Raw genomic sequence first — 18,388 nt, forward strand, 5'->3', positions numbered from 1 at the left:
AAACGTGAACTCCATACGTCCCAGACGCACCGCGACCGCCGCCCTGCTGGCCGCCGTCGCCGCCGCGAGTGCCCTGGTCACCACCCCCGCCCACGCCGTCTCCGGCGACGCCGTCCCCGCGGGCAGCTACGCCTTCACCGCCGACCTGGCCATCGGCGCCGACGAGACCGCCCGCTCCTGCACCGGCTCCCTCGTCGCCCCACAGTGGATCCTCACCGCCGCGAGCTGCTTCGCCACCGACCCCGAGACCGCCACCGTCGCCCCGGGCAAACCCGTCCTCAAGACCACCGCCACGGTCTCCGGCAAGACCGGCGAGGTCGTGGAACTGGTGCCGCGCGCAGGGCGTGATGTCGTGCTGGCCCGGCTCGCGAGGAGCCTCGCCGGGATCACCCCCGTCGCCCTGTCGACCACCCCCGCCACCGCAGGCGAACAGCTGAAAGCCACCGGCTTCGGCCGCACGAAGACGGAATGGTTTCCCGGCACACAGCACACCGCCACCTTCACCGTCGACTCGGTCGGCACCGACGACATCGCCGCCACTGGCGTGAACGCCGCCCTCTGCAAAGGCGACACCGGTGGTCCGCTGCTCCGCGAGACAGGCGGCACTGCCCAGCTGGTCGGCGTCAACTCCCGTTCTTGGCAAGGCGGTTGCTTCAACGAGTCGGAAACCCGCACTGGCGCCGTCGCCTCCCGCGCCGACGACCTCGCCACCTGGGTCGCCGACAAGGTAGGCGCACCCCGCGTCTCCGACTTCAACTGCGACGGCGTAGAGGACGTAGCGGCCGGCGACCCCAAGGCGACCGTCGGCGGTGACGCGAACGCCGGGCTGGTGCGGGTCGTGTACGGGAACGGCAAGGGGAACGCGGAACTCACGCAGGACCTCGCCTCCGTGCCGGGCGGCTCCGAGGCCGGAGACGGGTTCGGCGAGCAGCTCGCGGTGTTCGACCGCAACGAGGACGGTTGCACCGACCTGGTCGTCGGCGTCCCCGCCGAGGACGTCGGCACCGTGGTCGACGCCGGCCAGGCGCAGGTGCTGTACGGCGCCCCCGGCGGCCTCACCACGGGCGAGACGTCCGTGACCCTGGAACAGGGCGACTCGGGCGCCATCCCCTTGTCCGCCTCGGAGACCGCGGACCGGATGGGCCACGCCCTGGCTGCCGGTCACACCCTCCTCGGCGAGCCGTACTTGGTGATCGGCGTGCCCGGCGAGGACATCGCCACCATCACGGACGCCGGCGGCATCTACTACCTGCGCGGCAGCGCCAACGTCAACATCAACCAGGACACGGAGACCGTGGTCGGCATCGGAGAGGCAGGCGACCGGTTCGGTACGTCCATCACGGCCTCGCCGAACCACATCACGATCGGCGCCCCGACGGAGGCCGTCGGCGACAACGCGGCCTCCGGTGCGGTGTGGGTGTTCGCGCACGCGCTGAACTCGGTTCGCATCCCGACTCCCGTGGCGAACATCGACCAGGACACCGCCGGGATCAGCGGCGCTGCGGAGGCCAACGACGAGTTCGGATCGTCGCTCTCTGCGGTGGCGTACCGCCCCTCCGGCGCCGCGGCCGCGACCGACTCCATCCTCGCCGTCGGCGCCCCCGGTGAGGCCTTCACAGTGGGCACCACCAACCTGACCGACGCCGGGCGAGTGGTCACGCTCCGGGTGACCGCGGCCGGAGCGATCAGCGAGCTCGCCGACATCGGGCAGGACGCCGAGGGCGTTGCCAACGCCATCGCGTTCAACGACCGCTTCGGTGCGAAGGTGTCCGCTGTCAACACCGCACCGGACGAGGTGAGCACCGCAGCCAGCCTGCGGCTGGCGGTCGGCTCGCCGGGCGAGGACATCGGTACGGCGAGCGCCGCGGGCGCCGTCCAGACCTTCTCGCTCCTCGGTGCGCCGGGTGACACCGACTTCTGGATCGAGGCCGGCAATGGCGCCGGTCTGCCGGGCACCCCGGGCAGCAGCCAGCTGGTCGGCAACTTCATCCACGCCACCGGCACCCAGCTCTACATCGGTATGCCCAACGGCCCCGCCACCTACGGCGCCGTGCACGCCCTGCCCTGGGCGACCGCCGCCATCGGCACGACCGGGGCGGTCACGACCTACCAGCCCGGCCAGAACGGCCTGCCCGCCGCGGGCATCGCCTTCGGAACGACGATCCGCTAAGCGCCCTCGCCGGGGCCCGCAACGCGGGCCCGGGCGGTCAGGCTGGTGGACGTGTTCGTCCCTCGTGCGTAGCGACCGATGTGGGCCGGGCTCTCTGGGAGACAGAGCCCGGCCCACAGTCGTGGCCCGCATGTCGCATTCGGGCCTGGCGGCGGGGATCTTGGTTCGCCCAGGTCAGCTACCTGATGATATGAGGATGGCGAACGGCCCTGGGGAAGCCGCGGCCGCACGGCGACGGAGACCGCGGGAGTGCGTCGCCCACCGCGGAGTCGGCGTCCCAACTGCCCACACCCGAGGAGCCGTTCAGGGGATCGCCGGCGACGGCATGGGACGACGGGACGGCCGGGATCCGCGTGCCCGCGGCGCGGGCGACCGGTTGGATGACCGAGAGACAGGTTGCGCAGGCGCTCGATCAGAGCCTGGAATTCCTTGCCGCGTCCAGTCTGGATCCTGATGTGCTGCGGGGGGAGCGGCCGGAGAAGGCGACCGCGTTGATCAATCCACACCAGCGCGATGTCCAGGACTACTTGTCGACCGCGTTCCGCGAGCCCAGCGAAGAGAATGACCCTCTGTTGTTGTTCAGCCGCTTCGCGCAGACGAAGGTGCGGCTCGTGGGGGACGTGGTCAAGACGCAAGGATCGATCACGTTCCGCGAGGGCGAGCGTGGCGCGGTCGAGGTGACCAGTGATGTCACCTACGTCTACCCGGTCGTCCGCGCCGCAACGGGCAGCGACGAAGTCGCGCGCACCATCGTGCGCCGCGAGACGGTGATGAGCTGGGATGACCCGGTGAAGGTGATCACCGAGCCGGGGACGTTCTCCCTCGTCTCCTACAAGGTGGACACCGCCAACGGCGGCTGCGACAACTTCACGGGCTACTTCATCCCCGAGTTCACCGCCGACCATGCGGCAAAGGGTCCAGGGAGCGGCCCCGAGGTGGACCCTTACGACCGGAGCAAATCGATGGACGCGCGCCTGCAAGAAGCCGGCGCAGCGGAGTGCGGAACGGCCACGCGATCGTGACGGACAGAAAGACGGCCTGCCCCTCACCGGCAAGGCCTTCGGCATGGCCATTCGCCAGCCCGCCGAACGTAAGCGGCCCCGGAAGGAATCTCCAGGAATCTCCTTCCGGGGCCACTGTTGTCACGGCGACCTGGACCACCTGCCGTATTTCTGTGCAGCAGCTACTGCGTATACCGCAGATCCTGCGGGGCATCCGCTGACGGCGGCGTCACCGGTCCCGCCCTGTCCAGCAGCCCCGTGCGGGCCGCCAGGGCCGCCGCCTCCAGGCGCGACCCCACTCCCAGCTTCATCAGCACCCGCTGGACGTGGGTCCGTGCCGTGGACGGCGCGATTCCCATGCCGGCTGCGATGAGTCGCGTGTCCTCGCCGTCGGCGACCCGTACCAGGACTTCCACCTCCCGCGGTGTCAGCATCTGGAGCAGCCGCTGGCCCTCGTCGTCGGGCTGGGCGGCCGGGTTGAGCAGTTCGCTGAAGGCACCCTGGAGGAGCTGTGGGGCGACGGCCGCCTCCCCCGCCCTCGCCTTCATGATCGCGCGCTCGACGCCCTCGATGCGCTCGTCATGACGTACGTATCCGGAGGCACCGGCCGCGAACGCGGCGGCGATGCCGCGTGGGTTCGGGACCGGGCCCAGGACCAGGACCGCCACCTGCGGGCGCTCCTTCTTGATCTTCACCACCGGATCGAAGATGCCCGGCTCGGCGGGTGTCGCCGTACCGATCAGGCACACCTCGGGCGCCCTTGTGATCACCAACTCCGCCGCCCCCGCGGCAGGCGCCGCGGCGGCGAGCACCCGGTGCCCGCGCAGCTTCAACGCCGAGGCCAACGCCTCGGCGAGCAGACGGTGGTCGTCGACCACCATGAGCCGCACTCCCATCGAGCAACCCCCCAGTTCCCCCGAGCATCCCCACTGGTTCCCCGTGGATTAGGAGCCCCCCGGCTCTCCATCCACCGGAAGCTACACGCTTGTTCGACGTTGCGCTTCCCCTACTGGAGAGAAGTGCCCCGGATTACCGAAATTCCTCGCATTCGGGAGTGATGCGAGGTTAAGCGTTGCTCGGCCCGAACCCGAGTGCCGTGTACTCCTTGTCGTCCGCGGAGTACGGCTTGCTGATCAGGTCCTTCCCCATGAACAGGCGACCGCTGGTGAACAGCAGCTCGGAGCTCTTGGGGACCATGGAACTGATGGCGCTCAGGACGCTGTCGGAGGCCGGGGTCTCCAGCAGAGTCGTCTGCTTCAGCGACGTACCGTCCACGGAGAGGATTTGCGGACCCTTGTCGGTCGAACCGGCCCGGTAGACGAGGATGTTCCCGCCGTCCATGCGGATCGGGAAGATCTCGTTGCCGTCGCCCGCGTCGATCCGGTCGCCGGTGGTCTTGCCGGTGGCCAGCGAGAAGGAGACGATCTCGTTGGTCTGGCTGTACTCGGCGGTGCCGTCGTGCTGCGTGGTCGGGACGTAGAGCTTGTCGTTGCCCACCACGATCGCCTTGCAGGCGTACACCTCTCCGACACCGCAGTCGTGGGCGTACTTGCCGTCCTCCAGCGTGATCTTGATGCGCAGCTTGCCGTTGTCGTCGATGGAGAAGACGTCTGTGGCACCGCTGGCGGTGATGTCGGCGGAGTCCACGCCGAAGACGACGGGCTTGGTGGAGATCACCTTTGCGTTGTCGATGCCCTTGGGCAGCTTGTAGGTCCACTCCACGCTGCCCGACGACGGGTCGAGAAGCTGGACCTCGAAGGTCTCGCTGCCGTAGTCACCGCACTTGCGGACCGCGACGAGCTGCTCCCCGCCCGCGTAGCCGACGTCCATGCAGGTGTCGACCTTCGGCTGCCACAGCACCTTGCCGGACTTCACCTCGAAGGCTGCTCCACCGTCGTAGCCGCCGCCCACCGCGACGGTGGTGCCGGAGATGGTGACCTCCTCGAACGCCACCTTCCGGCCGCTGCTCCCGGCGCTCTTCGACCAGAGCTGCTTACCGGTGTTCACGTCGAAGGCGGTGATCTGTGTGCAGGGCTCGTGGTCGCCCTCGCTGTTGCGCTCGGTCTCCTCCGAGACCACCGCGGCGATCCCGTCCTCGGTGACCTCCCGCGAGCCCGCGCAGGCCTGGCCGGACAGTGGAAGCGTCCACTTCTCGGTGCCGGTGTCCGGGTCGTAGCCCACGATCTCGTTGACACCGCTCTTGGCGTACACCGAGTCGGTGAGCCAGGAGCCCGCGACGCTGTCGATCTGGTCGTCCTTGACCTCCGGCGCGGGCACCTGGAAGAGGACCTCGGCGCTCGGGTCGGCCGGGGCCTTCTCCTTGCCTCCGCCGCCACCAGGGGTGTCCGCACCCTTGTCGCCCTCGTCGTCCTTACCGCCGGTACCACCCGTCGTACCCGAGGAGTTGTTCTTGCTGTCGTCCTTGTCGGAGGACTTCGCGTACCAGACACCGCCGCCGATGATCAGCGCGACGGCCACCACGGCCGCCACGATGATGACCACCGAGCTGTTGAACTTCCGCCCGCCGCCCCCGCCTTGGGGCACCGGCCCGTAGGGCTGCTGCGGCGGGTAGCCGTACGAAGGCTGCTGCTGGGGGTATCCGTAGCCCGGCTGCTGACCGCCGACCTGGGGCGGCGGCGGGGTCTGCGGATAGCCGTACAGCTGCTGCGGCGGGGTGGGCGGACCGGACGGACCGGGTGGACCCGCCTGCGGATAGCCGTAGCCAGGGCCGGGGCCCTGGGCGGGCGGCGGGGGTGGCGGGGCACCGAAACCACCAGGGGGCGGGGGCTGGGGAGCGCCGAAACCGCCAGGGGGCGGGTCCTGCGGGGCACCGAAACCACCCGGAGGCGGGTCCTGGGGCGCGCCGAAGCCTCCCTGCGGGGGCTGGTTCGGGGGTGGCGGGGGCGGCGACTGGCTCATGACGTGGGTACCTCGGAGTACGTCGGAATGCGAACGAATGGCGGGCCGGAACTACCGGAACTACCGGAACTAAGGGAGGAGGAAGGTCACTCGCCGAACGCCAGCATCAGCTTCTCCTGCTCGTCGCCCGTGCCGGTCAGCCGGGTGGTGGAGATGTAGAAGCGCCCGTCCACATAGTCGACCGCCTTCGAGTAGAAGCCGCTCTCGATGTCCGCGGTGCCCTGCGGGTTCTGCAGCAGCCTGGTGGTCTTGTGGCTGCTCCCGGTCGTCGGGATCGACACGACCTGGCCACCGGCGTCGTACGACGGCTGGACGTAGGCGATGAGGTTGGTGCCGTCCATCTTCAGCGGCAGCATCGACTCGTCCGCCGGGGACTTGACGCGCCACTTCTCCTTGCCGGTCGCCAGGCTGATCGCGACGATCTCGTTGGCGCCGGTCGTCGCCTCGGTCGGCAGGTAGAGGGTGTCGGCGTCGGCGGCCGTGCCCGTGCAGCCCTGGAGGTCACGGGCGAGGATGGCCCAGCCGCACTCGGGCGCGAAGGACTCGTCGACGTCGACCTGGGAGCGGAGCGTGCCGTCGCTCTTCAGCGTGGAGACGTTCCACTGGTCCTTGTCCTCGTTGGTGAGGTAGAGGACGACGGGGTCGACGGAGTAAGTACGCGCGACCGTCCAGCCCTTGGGGATCGTGTTGGTCCACTTGGCCTTGCCGGTCGCCGGGTCCAGCTCCTGCACCTCGTCGTGCTCGTTGTCGGTGCTTACGCCGCAGGAGGAGACGGTGAGCAGTTTGGCGCCGCCCGTGAACGCGGCGGGGTAGCAGGCCTGCCCGTACTTCTTCTTGTCCCAGAGCTTCCTGCCGGTGGTGGCGTCGTACGCGGTGCCCGACATCGAGCGGCCGACCATCAGGGTGTCGCCGACGAGGGAGAGCTCGATGGACAGGGCGCTGTCGAAGAGGTCACCGTCGGCGACCTCCGCGGTCCAGCCCTTCGCGCCGGTGGCGAGGTCGATCTCCTGGAGCTGGTTGCACTTGGCGCTGTCGCTCGCACCGTTCATGTAGGCGATGACGATCTTGTCCGCGGACGTCTTCTGCGGGGTGACCGCGCAGATCTTCTGCGGGAACGTGAGCGCGTCCCAGGCGGGCTGCCCGTCACCGACGTTGTACGCGAAGACCTGCTTGTACGCCGCCTTCACCGCGACCTTGTCGGTGACCCACTGGCCGGGGGCGTCGGCGCCGGAACCGGGCGCGTCCGGCGCCTCCTTGTACCAGAGCACCTTCGACTCACCTGCCTGGCGGCCCTCGTTGAGGTTCTCCGGGTCCTCACCGCCGTCGCCGCTGCCGTCACCCGGGTTGACCGGGGCGGCGGAGCCCGTGGCCTTGCCGTCGTCGCTCTTCTCCGCGACCGGCTTCTTCTTGCCGTCGTCGCCACCGCTGACGGCGAACACGGTGCCGCCGATGACGAGCAGTGCGGCCACCGCGGCGCCGATGATCACAGCCGGCTTGCCCTTGAAGGGGCTCTTGGAACCGCCTCCGGGAGGCGGCATGCCGGGTGCGCCCGGGTACTGCGCCGGGGGCGGATAGCCGTAGCCGGGCTGCTGGCCGTAGGGGCCCGGCTGCCCGTAAGGAGCTTGGCCGTAAGGAGCTTGGCCGTACGGGCCCGGTTGCTGCGGCTGGCCGTACGGGCCCGGTTGCTGCGGCTCGCCGTACGGGCCGGGTTGCTGCGGCTGGTACGGGCCCGGCTGGCCGTAGGGGGCGGGCTGTTGGGGATATCCGTAACCCGGCTGGGGGGCTCCGTAACCCGGCTGGGGGGCTCCGGTGGGCGGCGCCTGCGGGGGTGCAGGGGCCTGCGGGGGTTGCGCGGGCGGAGGCGGCGCACCCTGCGGTGCTACCCCCGCCTGATCCTGCGGCGGGCCGGAATCACCTGCCCCGGGCTGGTCCTGCGGTGCTCCGAAGCCGCCCTGCGGCGGCTGATTCGACGGCTGGCTCATCAGCGCGTCCCCCGTTTCACTGATGTGGCGCTCCACCGGCGGCACTGGATTCCCGCCATACCCGGTGGTTCTCAGACTTTTCTCAGACGGCTCTTTCTATCACTGTGGGGACCTGTGACACGGGGCCGGTGCTTCCCCTGTTCCCAAGGGAGGACCGGCCCGTAATGGGGTCGTTATGCGCCTTCACGAGCCCTTCACGCCCTGCGCGGGCTGACGCCCTGACCGCCCTGACCGCCACAGCGCACGCGCCCGGCCTTGCGCAGCCGGATGTGCGCTCGGTCAGGCGTCCTCCGCCAGCTCCAGCCAGCGCAGCTCCAGTTCCTCGCGCTCCCCCACCAACTCCCGCAGCTCCGCGTCGAGTTTGGCGACCTTCGCGAAGTCCGTGGCGTTGTCGGCGATCTGGGCGTGCAGCTTGGTCTCCTTCTCCGAGACCTTGTCCAACTGCCGCTCGACCTTCTGGAGTTCCTTCTTGGCGGCGCGGCCCTCTTTGGAAGACGCAGTCGCGGAAGAGGCGGCCTTGCTGGTGGGTGCCGGCGAGGAGGCGAGTACGGCGGCGGCCGCGACCTCCTCCATCTTCCGGCGCCGCTCCAGGTACTCGTCGATCCCGCGCGGCAGCATCCGCAGCGTGGCGTCGCCGAGCAGCGCGTACACGTTGTCCGTCGTCCGCTCGATGAAGAACCGGTCGTGGGAGATCACGATCATCGACCCGGGCCACCCGTCGAGCAGGTCCTCCAGCTGGGTGAGGGTCTCGATGTCGAGGTCGTTGGTGGGTTCGTCGAGGAAGAGGACGTTGGGCTCGTCCATCAGCAGGCGCAGCAGCTGGAGCCGCCGCCGCTCACCACCGGACAGGTCCCCGACGGGCGTCCACTGCTTGTCCTTGTTGAAGCCGAACGTCTCGCAGAGCTGTCCCGCGGTCAGCTCGCGCCCCTTGCCGAGGTCGACCCGGTCGCGTACGGCCTGGACGGCCTGCAACACCCGCCAGGTGGGGTCGAGTTCGGCGACCTCCTGGGAGAGGTAGGCGAGCTTGACGGTCTTGCCGGTGACGATCTGTCCGGCGACGGGCTGCTTGTCGCCGTCGCTGCGGGCGGCGTCGGCCATGGCCTTCAGGAGCGAGGTCTTGCCCGCGCCGTTGACGCCGACGAGCCCGACCCGGTCCCCGGGGCCGAGGTGCCAGGTCAGATGCTTGAGCAGCACCTTGGGCCCGGCCTGGACGGTGACGTCCTTGAGGTCGAAGACGGTCCTGCCGAGCCGGGAGCTGGCGAACTTCATCAGCTCGGAGCTGTCCCGCGGCGGCGGCACGTCCGCGATCAGTTCGTTGGCGGCCTCGACGCGGAAGCGCGGCTTGGACGTACGGGCGGGGGCGCCTCGCCGCAGCCAGGCCAGCTCCTTGCGCACCAGGTTCTGCCGCTTCACTTCCTCCGTGGCGGCGATCCGCTCACGCTCGGCGCGCGCGAAGACGTAGTCCGAGTAGCCGCCCTCGTACTCGTACACGTCGCCCTTCTGCACATCCCACATGCGGGTGCAGACCTGGTCGAGGAACCAGCGGTCGTGGGTGACGCAGACGAGGGCGGAACGGCGCTCGCGCAGGTGGCGGGCGAGCCAGGAGATGCCCTCGACGTCCAGGTGGTTGGTGGGCTCGTCGAGGATGACCAGGTCCTGGTCCTCGATGAGGAGCTTGGCCAGCGCGATGCGGCGCCGCTCACCACCGGACAGCGGGCCGATGACGGTGTCGAGTCCCTGCGGGAAGCCGGGCAGGTCGAGGCCGCCGAACAGGCCGGTCAGCACGTCCCTGATCTTGGCGTTGCCCGCCCACTCGTGGTCGGCCATGTCCCGGATGACCTCGTGCCGGACGGTGGCCTCGGGGTCGAGGGAGTCGTGCTGCGTCAGGACGCCGAGGGTCAGCCCGCCGGAGTGGGTGACCCGCCCGGTGTCGGCCTCCTCCAGCTTGGCGAGCAACCGGATGAGGGTCGTCTTCCCGTCGCCGTTGCGGCCGACCACGCCGATACGGTCGCCCTCGCTGACGCCGAGGGAGACCCCGTCGAGCAGTGCACGGGTGCCGTACACCTTGCTGACGGACTCGACATTGACCAGGTTGACGGCCATTTCTCTCCTGACAAGGGGGACGATCGACCCTCAAGGGTAATCCGCGAGCCGAGGTGGGCCGAGCCGTGGCCTTCTTCGCCCCCTCCGCACGGGGTTTCAGCCCGTCCGGCGTTTGAGGACGAGGCCGTCCAGGCCGAAGCGGGGCTCTGGGGGCGCAGCCCCCAGGTACGGGACGGGCAGGGGCGGCGGGGGCGAAAAACCCACCCCCAGCCAGCCGTCGTACGGGTCAGCCGGTGCGGATCGTGGCCCCCGGCGCCGCCCCGGCCGCCGTGCGCACCGTCCGGCAGGTGCCGGAGGCGGACAGCGCACGGGCCACCTCGGCCGCCGACTCCGGGTCGGGTGCGAGGAACGCCGTGGTCGGGCCCGAACCGGAGACGAGTGCGGCCAGCGTGCCGGCGGCACGGCCGGCGGCCAGGGTGTCGGCGAGCTCCGGGAAGAGGGAAAGGGCCGCGGGCTGGAGATCGTTGGAGACGGCGGCCGCGAGGGCGGCGGCGTCTCCCTTCGCGAGTGCGTCGAGCAGTTCCTGCGAGGCGACGGGCTCGGGGATGCGTACGCCGTCGTTCATCCGGTCGAACTCGCGGAACACCGCCGGGGTGGACAGCCCGCGCCCGGCCATCGCGAACACCCAGTGGAAGGTCCCGCCGACCTCCAGCACCCGCAGCCGCTCGCCCCGGCCGAGGCCGAGCGCCGCCCCGCCCACCAGGCTGAACGGCACATCGCTGCCCAACTGGGCGCAGATGTCGAGGAGTTCCTCGCGCGAGGCGTTCGTACCCCACAGGGTGTCGCAGGCGAGCAGGGCGCCTGCGCCGTCGGCGCTGCCGCCCGCCATGCCGCCCGCGACGGGGATGTCCTTGGCGATGTGGAGGTGGACGGCGGGGTCGATGTCGTACCGGCGGGCGAGCTCGACGGCCGCGCGGGCCGCCAGGTTCGTCGCGTCGAGGGGAACCTGGTCGGCGTCGGGGCCGGTGCAGGTGACGCGCAGCTCGTCCGCCGGCGTCACCGTGACCTCGTCGTACAGGCCGACGGCGAGAAAGACGTTGGCCAGGTCGTGGAAGCCGTCGGGGCGGGCGCCGCCCACCGCGAGCTGGACGTTGACCTTGGCAGGGACGCGTACGGTCACCGTCACGGCTGAGCTGACTCCTTGTTCTCGGCGATACGGGCGAACTCCTCGACCGTGAGGGACTCGCCGCGGGCCTGCGGTGAGACACCCGCGGCGACGAGCGCCGTCTCGGCGGCGGCTGCGGAACCCGCCCACCCGGCGAGGGCGGCGCGCAGCGTCTTGCGCCGCTGCGCGAACGCGGCGTCCACCACCGCGAACACCTCACGCTTCGTGGCAGTGGTCTTCACGGGCTCGGTTCGCCTGGTGAGCGACACCAGCCCGCTGTCGACGTTCGGCGCGGGCCAGAAGACGTTGCGCCCGATGGAACCGGCCCGCTTCACCTCCGCGTGCCAGTTGGCCTTCACCGACGGGACGCCGTACACCTTCGAGCCGGGCGGGGCCGCGAGCCGGTCGGCGACCTCGGCCTGCACCATCACCAGCGTGCGCTCGATGGTCGGGAAGGTGTCGAGCATGTGCAGCAGTACCGGAACGGCGACGTTGTACGGCAGGTTCGCGACGAGCGCGGTGGGGGCGGGGCCGGGCAGCTCCCGTACCTGCATCGCGTCGGAGTGCACGAGCGAGAAGCGCCCGGCGCGGTCCGGCATGCGCGCCGCGATGGTCGCGGGGAGCGCTCCGGCGAGTACGTCGTCGATCTCCACGGCGACGACCCTGTCCGCCGCTTCCAGCAGTGCGAGGGTCAGCGAGCCGAGCCCTGGGCCCACCTCGACGACCACGTCGTCGGGGCGGACGCCGGCGGTGCGGACGATGCGGCGCACCGTGTTCGCGTCGATCACGAAGTTCTGGCCGCGCTGCTTGGTGGGCCGCACGCCGAGGGCTCCCGCGAGTTCGCGGATCTCGGCGGGGCCCAGGAGGGCGTCGGGGGTGGGGCTGGTCACGGACCAAGGGTACGGGCTGGAGATTTCCAGCCCGTCCGGCGTCCGAGGACTCCGAGGACGAGGCCGTCCGGGCCGAAGCCGGGGGCCTGGGCGGCAGCCCCCAGAAGCGGGACGGGCAGGGGCGGAGGAGGCGAACCCCATCCCTCAGCGGCTCCGCCGCGGGCCCTCACCCACCCAACCGCGCCCCACAATGCGGCCACGGGCTCGCCCCGCGTCGCACGTACAGCTTCTTCGCACGGAAGGTCTGCTCGGCCGCGGGCGCGTCCTGCGGCCTTCCCGTGCCCCCGAGGCCCTGCCACGTCCGGGTGTCGAACTGGTAGAGCCCGCCGTACGTACCGGAGGGATCCACCGCCCCCGGCCGCCCCCCGGACTCACACGCGGCGAGCCCGGACCAGTTCAGGTGATCGGCCCCGCCGACGGACGTGGGCATCGGCTTCGTGCCGACCCTCACCAGCTGGGCCCGCGGCTCCCGCACCACCTCGGAACGGACGTGCCGCGGCTTCTGCTTGACGCCGTTGACGGTCCGCAGGAGATACGTGATGCGCCGGGCGCCCGGCTGCCCGGCCCGCTCGACCACCTCGGTGCCCCGGAACAGCGAGGAATCCTGGGTCCGCTCCACGGCGAACGGAATCGACTCCTCGCGGACCTCCTTGGTCCCGGTGATCCGCATGACGGTGACGGTCTGCCCGTCTCGGGGGAAACTGCCGGGCGCGACGGAGGTGGTGTCCTGCCCGCGGAGCGTGATCCCGGCCTCGTCGAGGGCCTCGCGCACGCTCGCCGCGTTCGTACGGATCGTCCGCGCCCGCCCGTCCGACATGATCGTCACCGTGCGCTCGGTGCGGACATCGAGGGTCAGGCCGGCGCGGCCGATCCGCTGGGAGCGCGAGGTCGACAGATACGCCCCCTCCGCACGCACCCCGAGCTGCCTGAGCGCCCCGTCCACCGTGTGCGCCGTCGTCCACACCTTGCGCCGTTCACCGTCGAGGGTGAGGTGCACGGGGCGCCCGTAGTGGACCGCGACCTCGTCGCCGGTCGCGAGCGCTGTGCCGGGGGCGGGCGCGACCACGTCATGCGCCCCTACGGCGACGCCCTCGTCGGCGAGTAATTCGGTGACGTCGTCCGCGAAGGTGTGCAGCGTGCGCGGCTTCCCGTCGACGGTGAGCTCGATCGCCTTGTCGTTGGCGACGAAGGCGGAGGTGCCGCCGGCCAGGAACGCGACCACCAGCGTCTGCGGGAGCAGCCGCCGCAGAGAGTCGGGGCGTTCGCCGGTGCCCTTGCGCCGTGCCGCGCGCCGGGCCGCGGCACGGCCACCGTGCCGGGGAGCGGCGTGTCCTGCGGCCTGCCGGGGCAGCCGGGGCTCGGTGGGAAGGCCGGCCTCCGGCGCGTACGCCTCGTAGGTGTCCTCGTAGGTGCCCTCGTAGGCGGGCGCGTAGGTGTCCTCGTAGCCGCCACCACGGCCGTACAGCGGCTCGTACGGCGGTTCGTAGGGCGTTCCTGTGGTTCCTGTCGTGCCTGTCGTTCCTGTCGTTCCTGTGGTTCCAGTCGTTCCGTACGTCTCGTACTGCGAGTTGCTCACGACGACACGCTCCAGGAGAGTCCGGATCGGGCGACCAGAACCTAGCGGAGCGGCCGTCACTCTCCAAAGCAACGCGGCTACGCTGTGTCGCGACACTGCCCCGGAGTGCGACCGGGAAGAACAGCCGGAACGTTATCCGTCAGTAATCAAACGCACGCGCGGTGTTCGCGGAGATCGAGGTCGCGAGCGCGTCCTCGTCGATGCCCCGCACCGCCGCCATGGCACGTACCGTGACCGGAATGAGATACGGCGCGTTAGGCCGTCCGCGGTACGGCGCGGGGGTCAGGAAGGGCGCGTCGGTCTCCACGAGGACGAGTTCCAGCGGCGCCACGGCGAGCGCGTCGCGCAGCGGCTTGGCGTTCTTGAAGGTCATGTTGCCGGCGAAGGACATGAAGTAACCGGCACGGGCGCACACCTCGGCCATCGCGGCGTCACCGGAGTAGCAGTGGAACACGGTCCGCTCGGGGGCGCCCTCCTCCCTGAGGATGCGCAGCACGTCGGCGTGGGCGTCGCGGTCGTGGATGACCAGGGCCTTGCCGTGCCGCTTGGCGATCTCGATGTGGGCCCGGAAGGACCGCTCCTGGGCGTCCTTGCCCTCGGGGCCGGTGCGGAAGTGGTCGAGCCCGGTCTCGCCGACGCCCTTGACCTGCGGCAGGGCGGCCAGTCGGTCTATCTCGGCGAGCGCCTCGTCCAGCGCGGCGTCACCGCCCGGCGCGCGCTCGCCCTGGCGGGACCAGCCGTCGGGGTCGCCGTGCACGATGCGGGGCGCTTCGTTGGGGTGCAGTGCGACCGTCGCGTGGACGGCCTCGTACGCGGCAGCCGTCTCGGCCGCCCAGCGCGAGCCCTTCACGTCGCAGCCGACCTGTACGACCGTCGTCACGCCGACCGACGCGGCCTTGGCGAGGCCCTCGTCCACCGTGCCGGACTGCATGTCGAGGTGGGTGTGCGAGTCGGCGACGGGCACGCGCAGCGGCGCGGGGAGGGGCGGGGCTTCGGTCGTCCGGGTAGGCATGCCCCGATCCTACGAAAGGGGCACGCCCGCACTCACCCCGAGCCCGCGCTCACACCGGGTCCGCGCTCGCACCGGGTCAGCCGGCTTACGACGCCGCCGGGATCAGCCCGCCTTGCGGTGCGCGAAGGGGTGCAGCAGATCCGCGAGGTGCCAGTGGTGCGGTTCCACGGGCGCCTCCGGGGACTCCCCGGGGGCCTCGTCGCGCGCCACCTCGGGCTTGCGCCGCGGCTGGGTCTGCTGCTGCAGGCGCTGGAGAGACTCCTGGACGGAGGACACCTGACCGGCACGCATGATGCGCACCACGTGGTTGTCGCAGTTCAGGCAACTGGGGCGGCTCAGCGGCGACGGCACGACACGACCGTTCGCGACGTACATCACGAACTCCGCGCCCTCGGCGTCGCGGTGGTGCTCAATCTCGTACGACTGCTCCCACCCGTGCCCGCAACGCATGCAGGCGAAGGAATACGACTCGTTGACGACGGCGGTGGCCGCTGCGCTGCGGGGACCGGTCTGTCCTGCGATCTCACTCATGCCAGCTCCTCTGTCCGCTGGACAAGCGCCTCCGGCTGGCGGAGGCGGAGGGACGGTGCGTCCCTTCGTTCAGTGGACGCTTCTCCCGGCGCGAGTGCACGAGACCTGCCGAGTGTTGGAGCCGTCTTGGCCTTTCCTTGCCACAATGGTCCTGGTGGGGGTCCTGTGCTTTGCCTTCAACGGTAGCCCTTTGCCCGCCTATGGGGCAGTGCCTACAGCGTGCTTATGGCGGGCCCCGGGGCGGGCTTCCCCGGGGCGTTTCTGATGGTGCCCACGGGACGGCCGATGTGCCGCGCCGGACCCTACGCCGAGTGCCGCTCCGGGCCTGCGCCGAGTGCCGCGCCGGACCTACGCTGACTGCCGCTCCGGACCTACGACATGCCGCTCCGGGCCGCGTTCTTCGCCGCGACCACCGCGTCGAAGACCTCCCGCTTCGGAAGCCCGGCCTCCTCCGCCACCACCGCGATCGCCTCCTTGCGCCGTTCCCCCGCCTCCTCGCGCACCTGGACCCTGCGCACCAGTTCGGCGGCGTCCAACTGCTCGGTCCTCTCGGGGGCGCCCTCGACGACGACGGTGATCTCACCGCGTACGCCCTCGGCGGCCCAAGCGGCGAGCTCGCCCAGCGGGCCGCGCTTGACCTCCTCGTACGTCTTCGTCAGCTCGCGGCAGACGGCGGCGCGGCGCTCGGTGCCGAAGGCCTCGGCCATCGCGGCGAGGGTGTCGTCGACGCGGTGCGGTGCCTCGAAATAGACCAACGTACGGCGCTCGTCGGCGACTTCGCGCAGCCGGGACAGCCGTTCGCCCGCCTTCCGCGGCAGGAAGCCCTCGAAGCAGAAGCGGTCGACGGGCAGCCCCGACAGCGCGAGCGCGGTGAGCACGGCGGACGGCCCCGGTACGGCGGTGACCTTGATGTCCTTCTCGACGGCCGCCGCGACCAGCCGGTACCCGGGGTCCGAGACGGAAGGCATCCCGGCGTCGGTGACGAGCACCACCCGCGCCCCGCCGACCAGCGCCTCGACGAGCTCGGGCGTCCGGGCCGCTTCGTTGCCCTCGAAGTACGAGACCACGCGCCCGCCGACCTGTACGCCCAGCGCCTGGGTGAGCCGCCGCAGCCGCCGGGTGTCCTCGGCGGCGACGACATCGGCCCCGGCCAGTTCCTGGGCGAGCCGGGGCGGCGCGTCCGAGATGTCACCGATGGGGGTGCCTGCCAACACGAGGATTCCTGTCACGGGCCCATCCTCGCAGGGCCCCGGCGGGAGAACCTCATCCGGCCGGAAGGGCCCGGGCGCGGGACTCCCACAGAAGGGTTCCCTACGATGGCGCGGTGACCAGTACCGCGTCCTCCACGGACACCCGGCAGGGCCAGGCCGCCGAAGACCAGCGGCCGTCGTGGCAGCAGCGGCTGCGCCGCTTCGGATACACGGCAGGGCCGACGATCGACGTACGGGACCGGCTGGTGCCGCCGTACGCCGAGCCCAGCCCCCGTATCTGGGCGACGATCGGCCTGCGCCACGAGCTCGCCGAGCGCCTCACGCGCTGGTCGGCGTGGGTGGGACCGCTCCTGGTGACGCTGGTCGCCGGGGTGATGCGGTTCTGGAACCTGGGCAACCCCAGGGCGGTGATATTCGACGAGACGTACTACGCGAAGGACGCCTGGGCGCTCTTCAACCGCGGCTTCGAGGTCAACTGGGCCAAGGACGCCAACGACCTGATCCTGCAGGGCAACGGCAACGTCCGGATCCCGACCGACGCCGCCTATGTCGTGCACCCGCCGGTCGGCAAGTACGTCATCGGGCTCGGCGAGTGGATGTTCGGGTTCAACCCCTTCGGCTGGCGGTTCATGACGGCGGTGCTCGGCACGCTGTCGGTGCTGCTGCTGTGCCGGATCGGCCGCCGCCTCTTCCGCTCGACCTTCCTCGGATGTCTGGCCGGGGCGCTGATGACGGTCGACGGCCTGCACTTCGTGATGAGCCGCACCGCGCTGCTCGACGGTGTACTCATGTTCTTCATCCTCGCCGCCTTCGGCTGCCTGGTCGTCGACCGCGACAGGTCCCGCGCCAGGCTGGCGGCCGCGCTCCCGCCGGACGAGGACGGTTTCGTACGCCCCGACGCGTACGTCGCCGAGAGCACCCGCCTCGGCCTGCGCCCCTGGCGCTGGGGGGCCGGCCTCATGCTGGGCCTGGCGCTGGGCACCAAGTGGAACGCCCTCTACTTCCTGGCCGCGTTCATCGTGATGACCCTCCTCTGGGACGTCGCCGCGCGCCGCGTCGCCGGTGCCCGCCACCCGTACATCGCGGTCCTGAAGCACGACACGGGCATCACGTTCCTGTCCACGGTCCCGGTCGTGCTCGTCACGTACCTGGCCTCCTGGACCGGCTGGATCCTCTCCCCGGACAACGGCAAGGGCGGCTACTTCCGCAACTGGGCCGTGACCGACGGCAAGGGCGGCAGCTTCACCTGGCTCCCCGACTGGCTGCGCAGCCTGTGGCACTACGAGAACCAGGTGTACGACTTCCACGTCGGTCTCTCGTCCCCGCACCCCTACCAGTCGAACCCGTGGAGCTGGATCGTCGTCGGCCGCCCGGTCTCCTACTTCTACGAGTCCCCGGCTCCCGGCAAGGACGGCTGCCCCGCGGACGCGGGTGAGAAGTGTGCCCGTGAGGTGCTGGCGCTGGGCACTCCGCTCCTGTGGTGGGCGGCCTGCTTCGCGATCCTCTACGTCCTGTGGCGCTGGGCCTTCCGCCGCGACTGGCGCGCGGGCGCGATCGCCTGCGCCGTCGCTGCCGGCTATCTCCCCTGGTTCCTGTACCAGGAGCGCACGATCTTCTTCTTCTACGCCGTCGTCTTCGTGCCCTTCCTCTGCCTGGCCGTCGCGATGATGATCGGCGCCATCATCGGCCCACCGGGCTCCACCGAACGCCGCCGCGTCGTCGGCGCCACAGCAGCGGGCGTCCTGGTCCTGCTGATCGCCTGGAACTTCATCTATTTCTGGCCGATCTACACCGGCCAGGCGATCCCCATCGACTCGTGGCGCTCGCGCATGTGGCTCGACACCTGGGTCTAGGACCTTCCCTGGCGGTTGCACCGGGGTCGGCGCGG

The 18,388-nt window shown here is 70.8% G+C and carries 13 protein-coding genes; 3 read left to right on the top strand and 10 right to left on the bottom strand.

Features of this window, described 5'->3' with window-relative positions; genetic code table 11:
* Positions 1-4 precede the first annotated feature (4 nt).
* Together ACFYPC_RS15720 and ACFYPC_RS15725 are read left to right on the top strand one after the other, a co-directional pair.
* On the top strand, positions 5-2,170 hold the full coding sequence (locus ACFYPC_RS15720; RefSeq protein ID WP_388675591.1) for a trypsin-like serine protease: 2,166 nt from the start codon (positions 5-7) through the stop codon (positions 2,168-2,170).
* A 380-nt stretch (positions 2,171-2,550) separates the two neighbouring features.
* Positions 2,551-3,192 (top strand): hypothetical protein, encoded by a 642-nt coding sequence (locus ACFYPC_RS15725; RefSeq protein ID WP_388675593.1) that lies wholly within the window; start codon positions 2,551-2,553, stop codon positions 3,190-3,192.
* Between the two features lie 161 nt (positions 3,193-3,353).
* On the opposite strand, the gene ACFYPC_RS15730 is transcribed toward ACFYPC_RS15725, so the two are convergent.
* The 10 genes from ACFYPC_RS15730 to rsmI all read right to left on the bottom strand — a co-directional run bounded on the left by ACFYPC_RS15730 (position 3,354) and on the right by rsmI (position 16,518).
* Positions 3,354-4,067, bottom strand: a complete 714-nt coding sequence (locus ACFYPC_RS15730) for a LuxR C-terminal-related transcriptional regulator (RefSeq protein WP_388675596.1) — start codon at positions 4,065-4,067, stop codon at positions 3,354-3,356.
* Between the two features lie 169 nt (positions 4,068-4,236).
* Entirely contained in the window at positions 4,237-6,090 is a 1,854-nt protein-coding gene (locus ACFYPC_RS15735) for a PQQ-binding-like beta-propeller repeat protein (RefSeq protein ID WP_388675599.1), read from the bottom strand.
* A gap of 86 nt (positions 6,091-6,176) precedes the next feature.
* A complete protein-coding gene (locus ACFYPC_RS15740; RefSeq protein WP_388675601.1) occupies positions 6,177-8,072 on the bottom strand; it encodes a PQQ-binding-like beta-propeller repeat protein in 1,896 nt (631 codons plus the stop codon).
* 279 nt (positions 8,073-8,351) lie between these two features.
* A complete protein-coding gene (locus ACFYPC_RS15745; RefSeq protein ID WP_388675604.1) occupies positions 8,352-10,175 on the bottom strand; it encodes an ABC-F family ATP-binding cassette domain-containing protein in 1,824 nt (607 codons plus the stop codon).
* 226 nt (positions 10,176-10,401) lie between these two features.
* Entirely contained in the window at positions 10,402-11,301 is a 900-nt protein-coding gene (locus tag ACFYPC_RS15750) for a 4-(cytidine 5'-diphospho)-2-C-methyl-D-erythritol kinase (RefSeq protein ID WP_388675607.1), read from the bottom strand.
* Positions 11,298-12,170: a 16S rRNA (adenine(1518)-N(6)/adenine(1519)-N(6))-dimethyltransferase RsmA gene (rsmA, locus tag ACFYPC_RS15755; RefSeq protein ID WP_388675610.1), complete on the bottom strand. Its 873-nt coding sequence runs from the start codon at positions 12,168-12,170 to the stop codon at positions 11,298-11,300. The genes ACFYPC_RS15750 and rsmA overlap by 4 nt, the downstream gene beginning before the upstream one ends.
* Before the next feature lie 166 nt (positions 12,171-12,336).
* Positions 12,337-13,746 carry a ubiquitin-like domain-containing protein gene (locus tag ACFYPC_RS15760; protein WP_388675612.1) on the bottom strand — a complete coding sequence of 470 codons (1,410 nt, stop codon included), beginning with the start codon at positions 13,744-13,746 and terminating at the stop codon, positions 12,337-12,339.
* Positions 13,747-13,885: 139 nt separating this feature from the next.
* Positions 13,886-14,758, bottom strand: a complete 873-nt coding sequence (locus tag ACFYPC_RS15765) for a TatD family hydrolase (protein ID WP_388675615.1) — start codon at positions 14,756-14,758, stop codon at positions 13,886-13,888.
* A gap of 102 nt (positions 14,759-14,860) precedes the next feature.
* Positions 14,861-15,289 (bottom strand): hypothetical protein, encoded by a 429-nt coding sequence (locus ACFYPC_RS15770; RefSeq protein ID WP_388675618.1) that lies wholly within the window; start codon positions 15,287-15,289, stop codon positions 14,861-14,863.
* Positions 15,290-15,660: 371 nt separating this feature from the next.
* Positions 15,661-16,518, bottom strand: coding sequence for a 16S rRNA (cytidine(1402)-2'-O)-methyltransferase (rsmI, locus tag ACFYPC_RS15775; protein ID WP_388675621.1), 858 nt, complete (start codon positions 16,516-16,518; stop codon positions 15,661-15,663).
* 95 nt (positions 16,519-16,613) lie between these two features.
* Here rsmI and ACFYPC_RS15780 point away from each other — a divergent pair, with 95 nt between their 5' ends.
* Positions 16,614-18,353: a dolichyl-phosphate-mannose--protein mannosyltransferase gene (locus ACFYPC_RS15780; protein ID WP_388675623.1), complete on the top strand. Its 1,740-nt coding sequence runs from the start codon at positions 16,614-16,616 to the stop codon at positions 18,351-18,353.
* Positions 18,354-18,388 lie beyond the last annotated feature (35 nt).

Source organism: Streptomyces sp. NPDC005808 (assembly GCF_042871385.1).
In the GTDB taxonomy this organism is placed as follows: domain Bacteria; phylum Actinomycetota; class Actinomycetes; order Streptomycetales; family Streptomycetaceae; genus Streptomyces.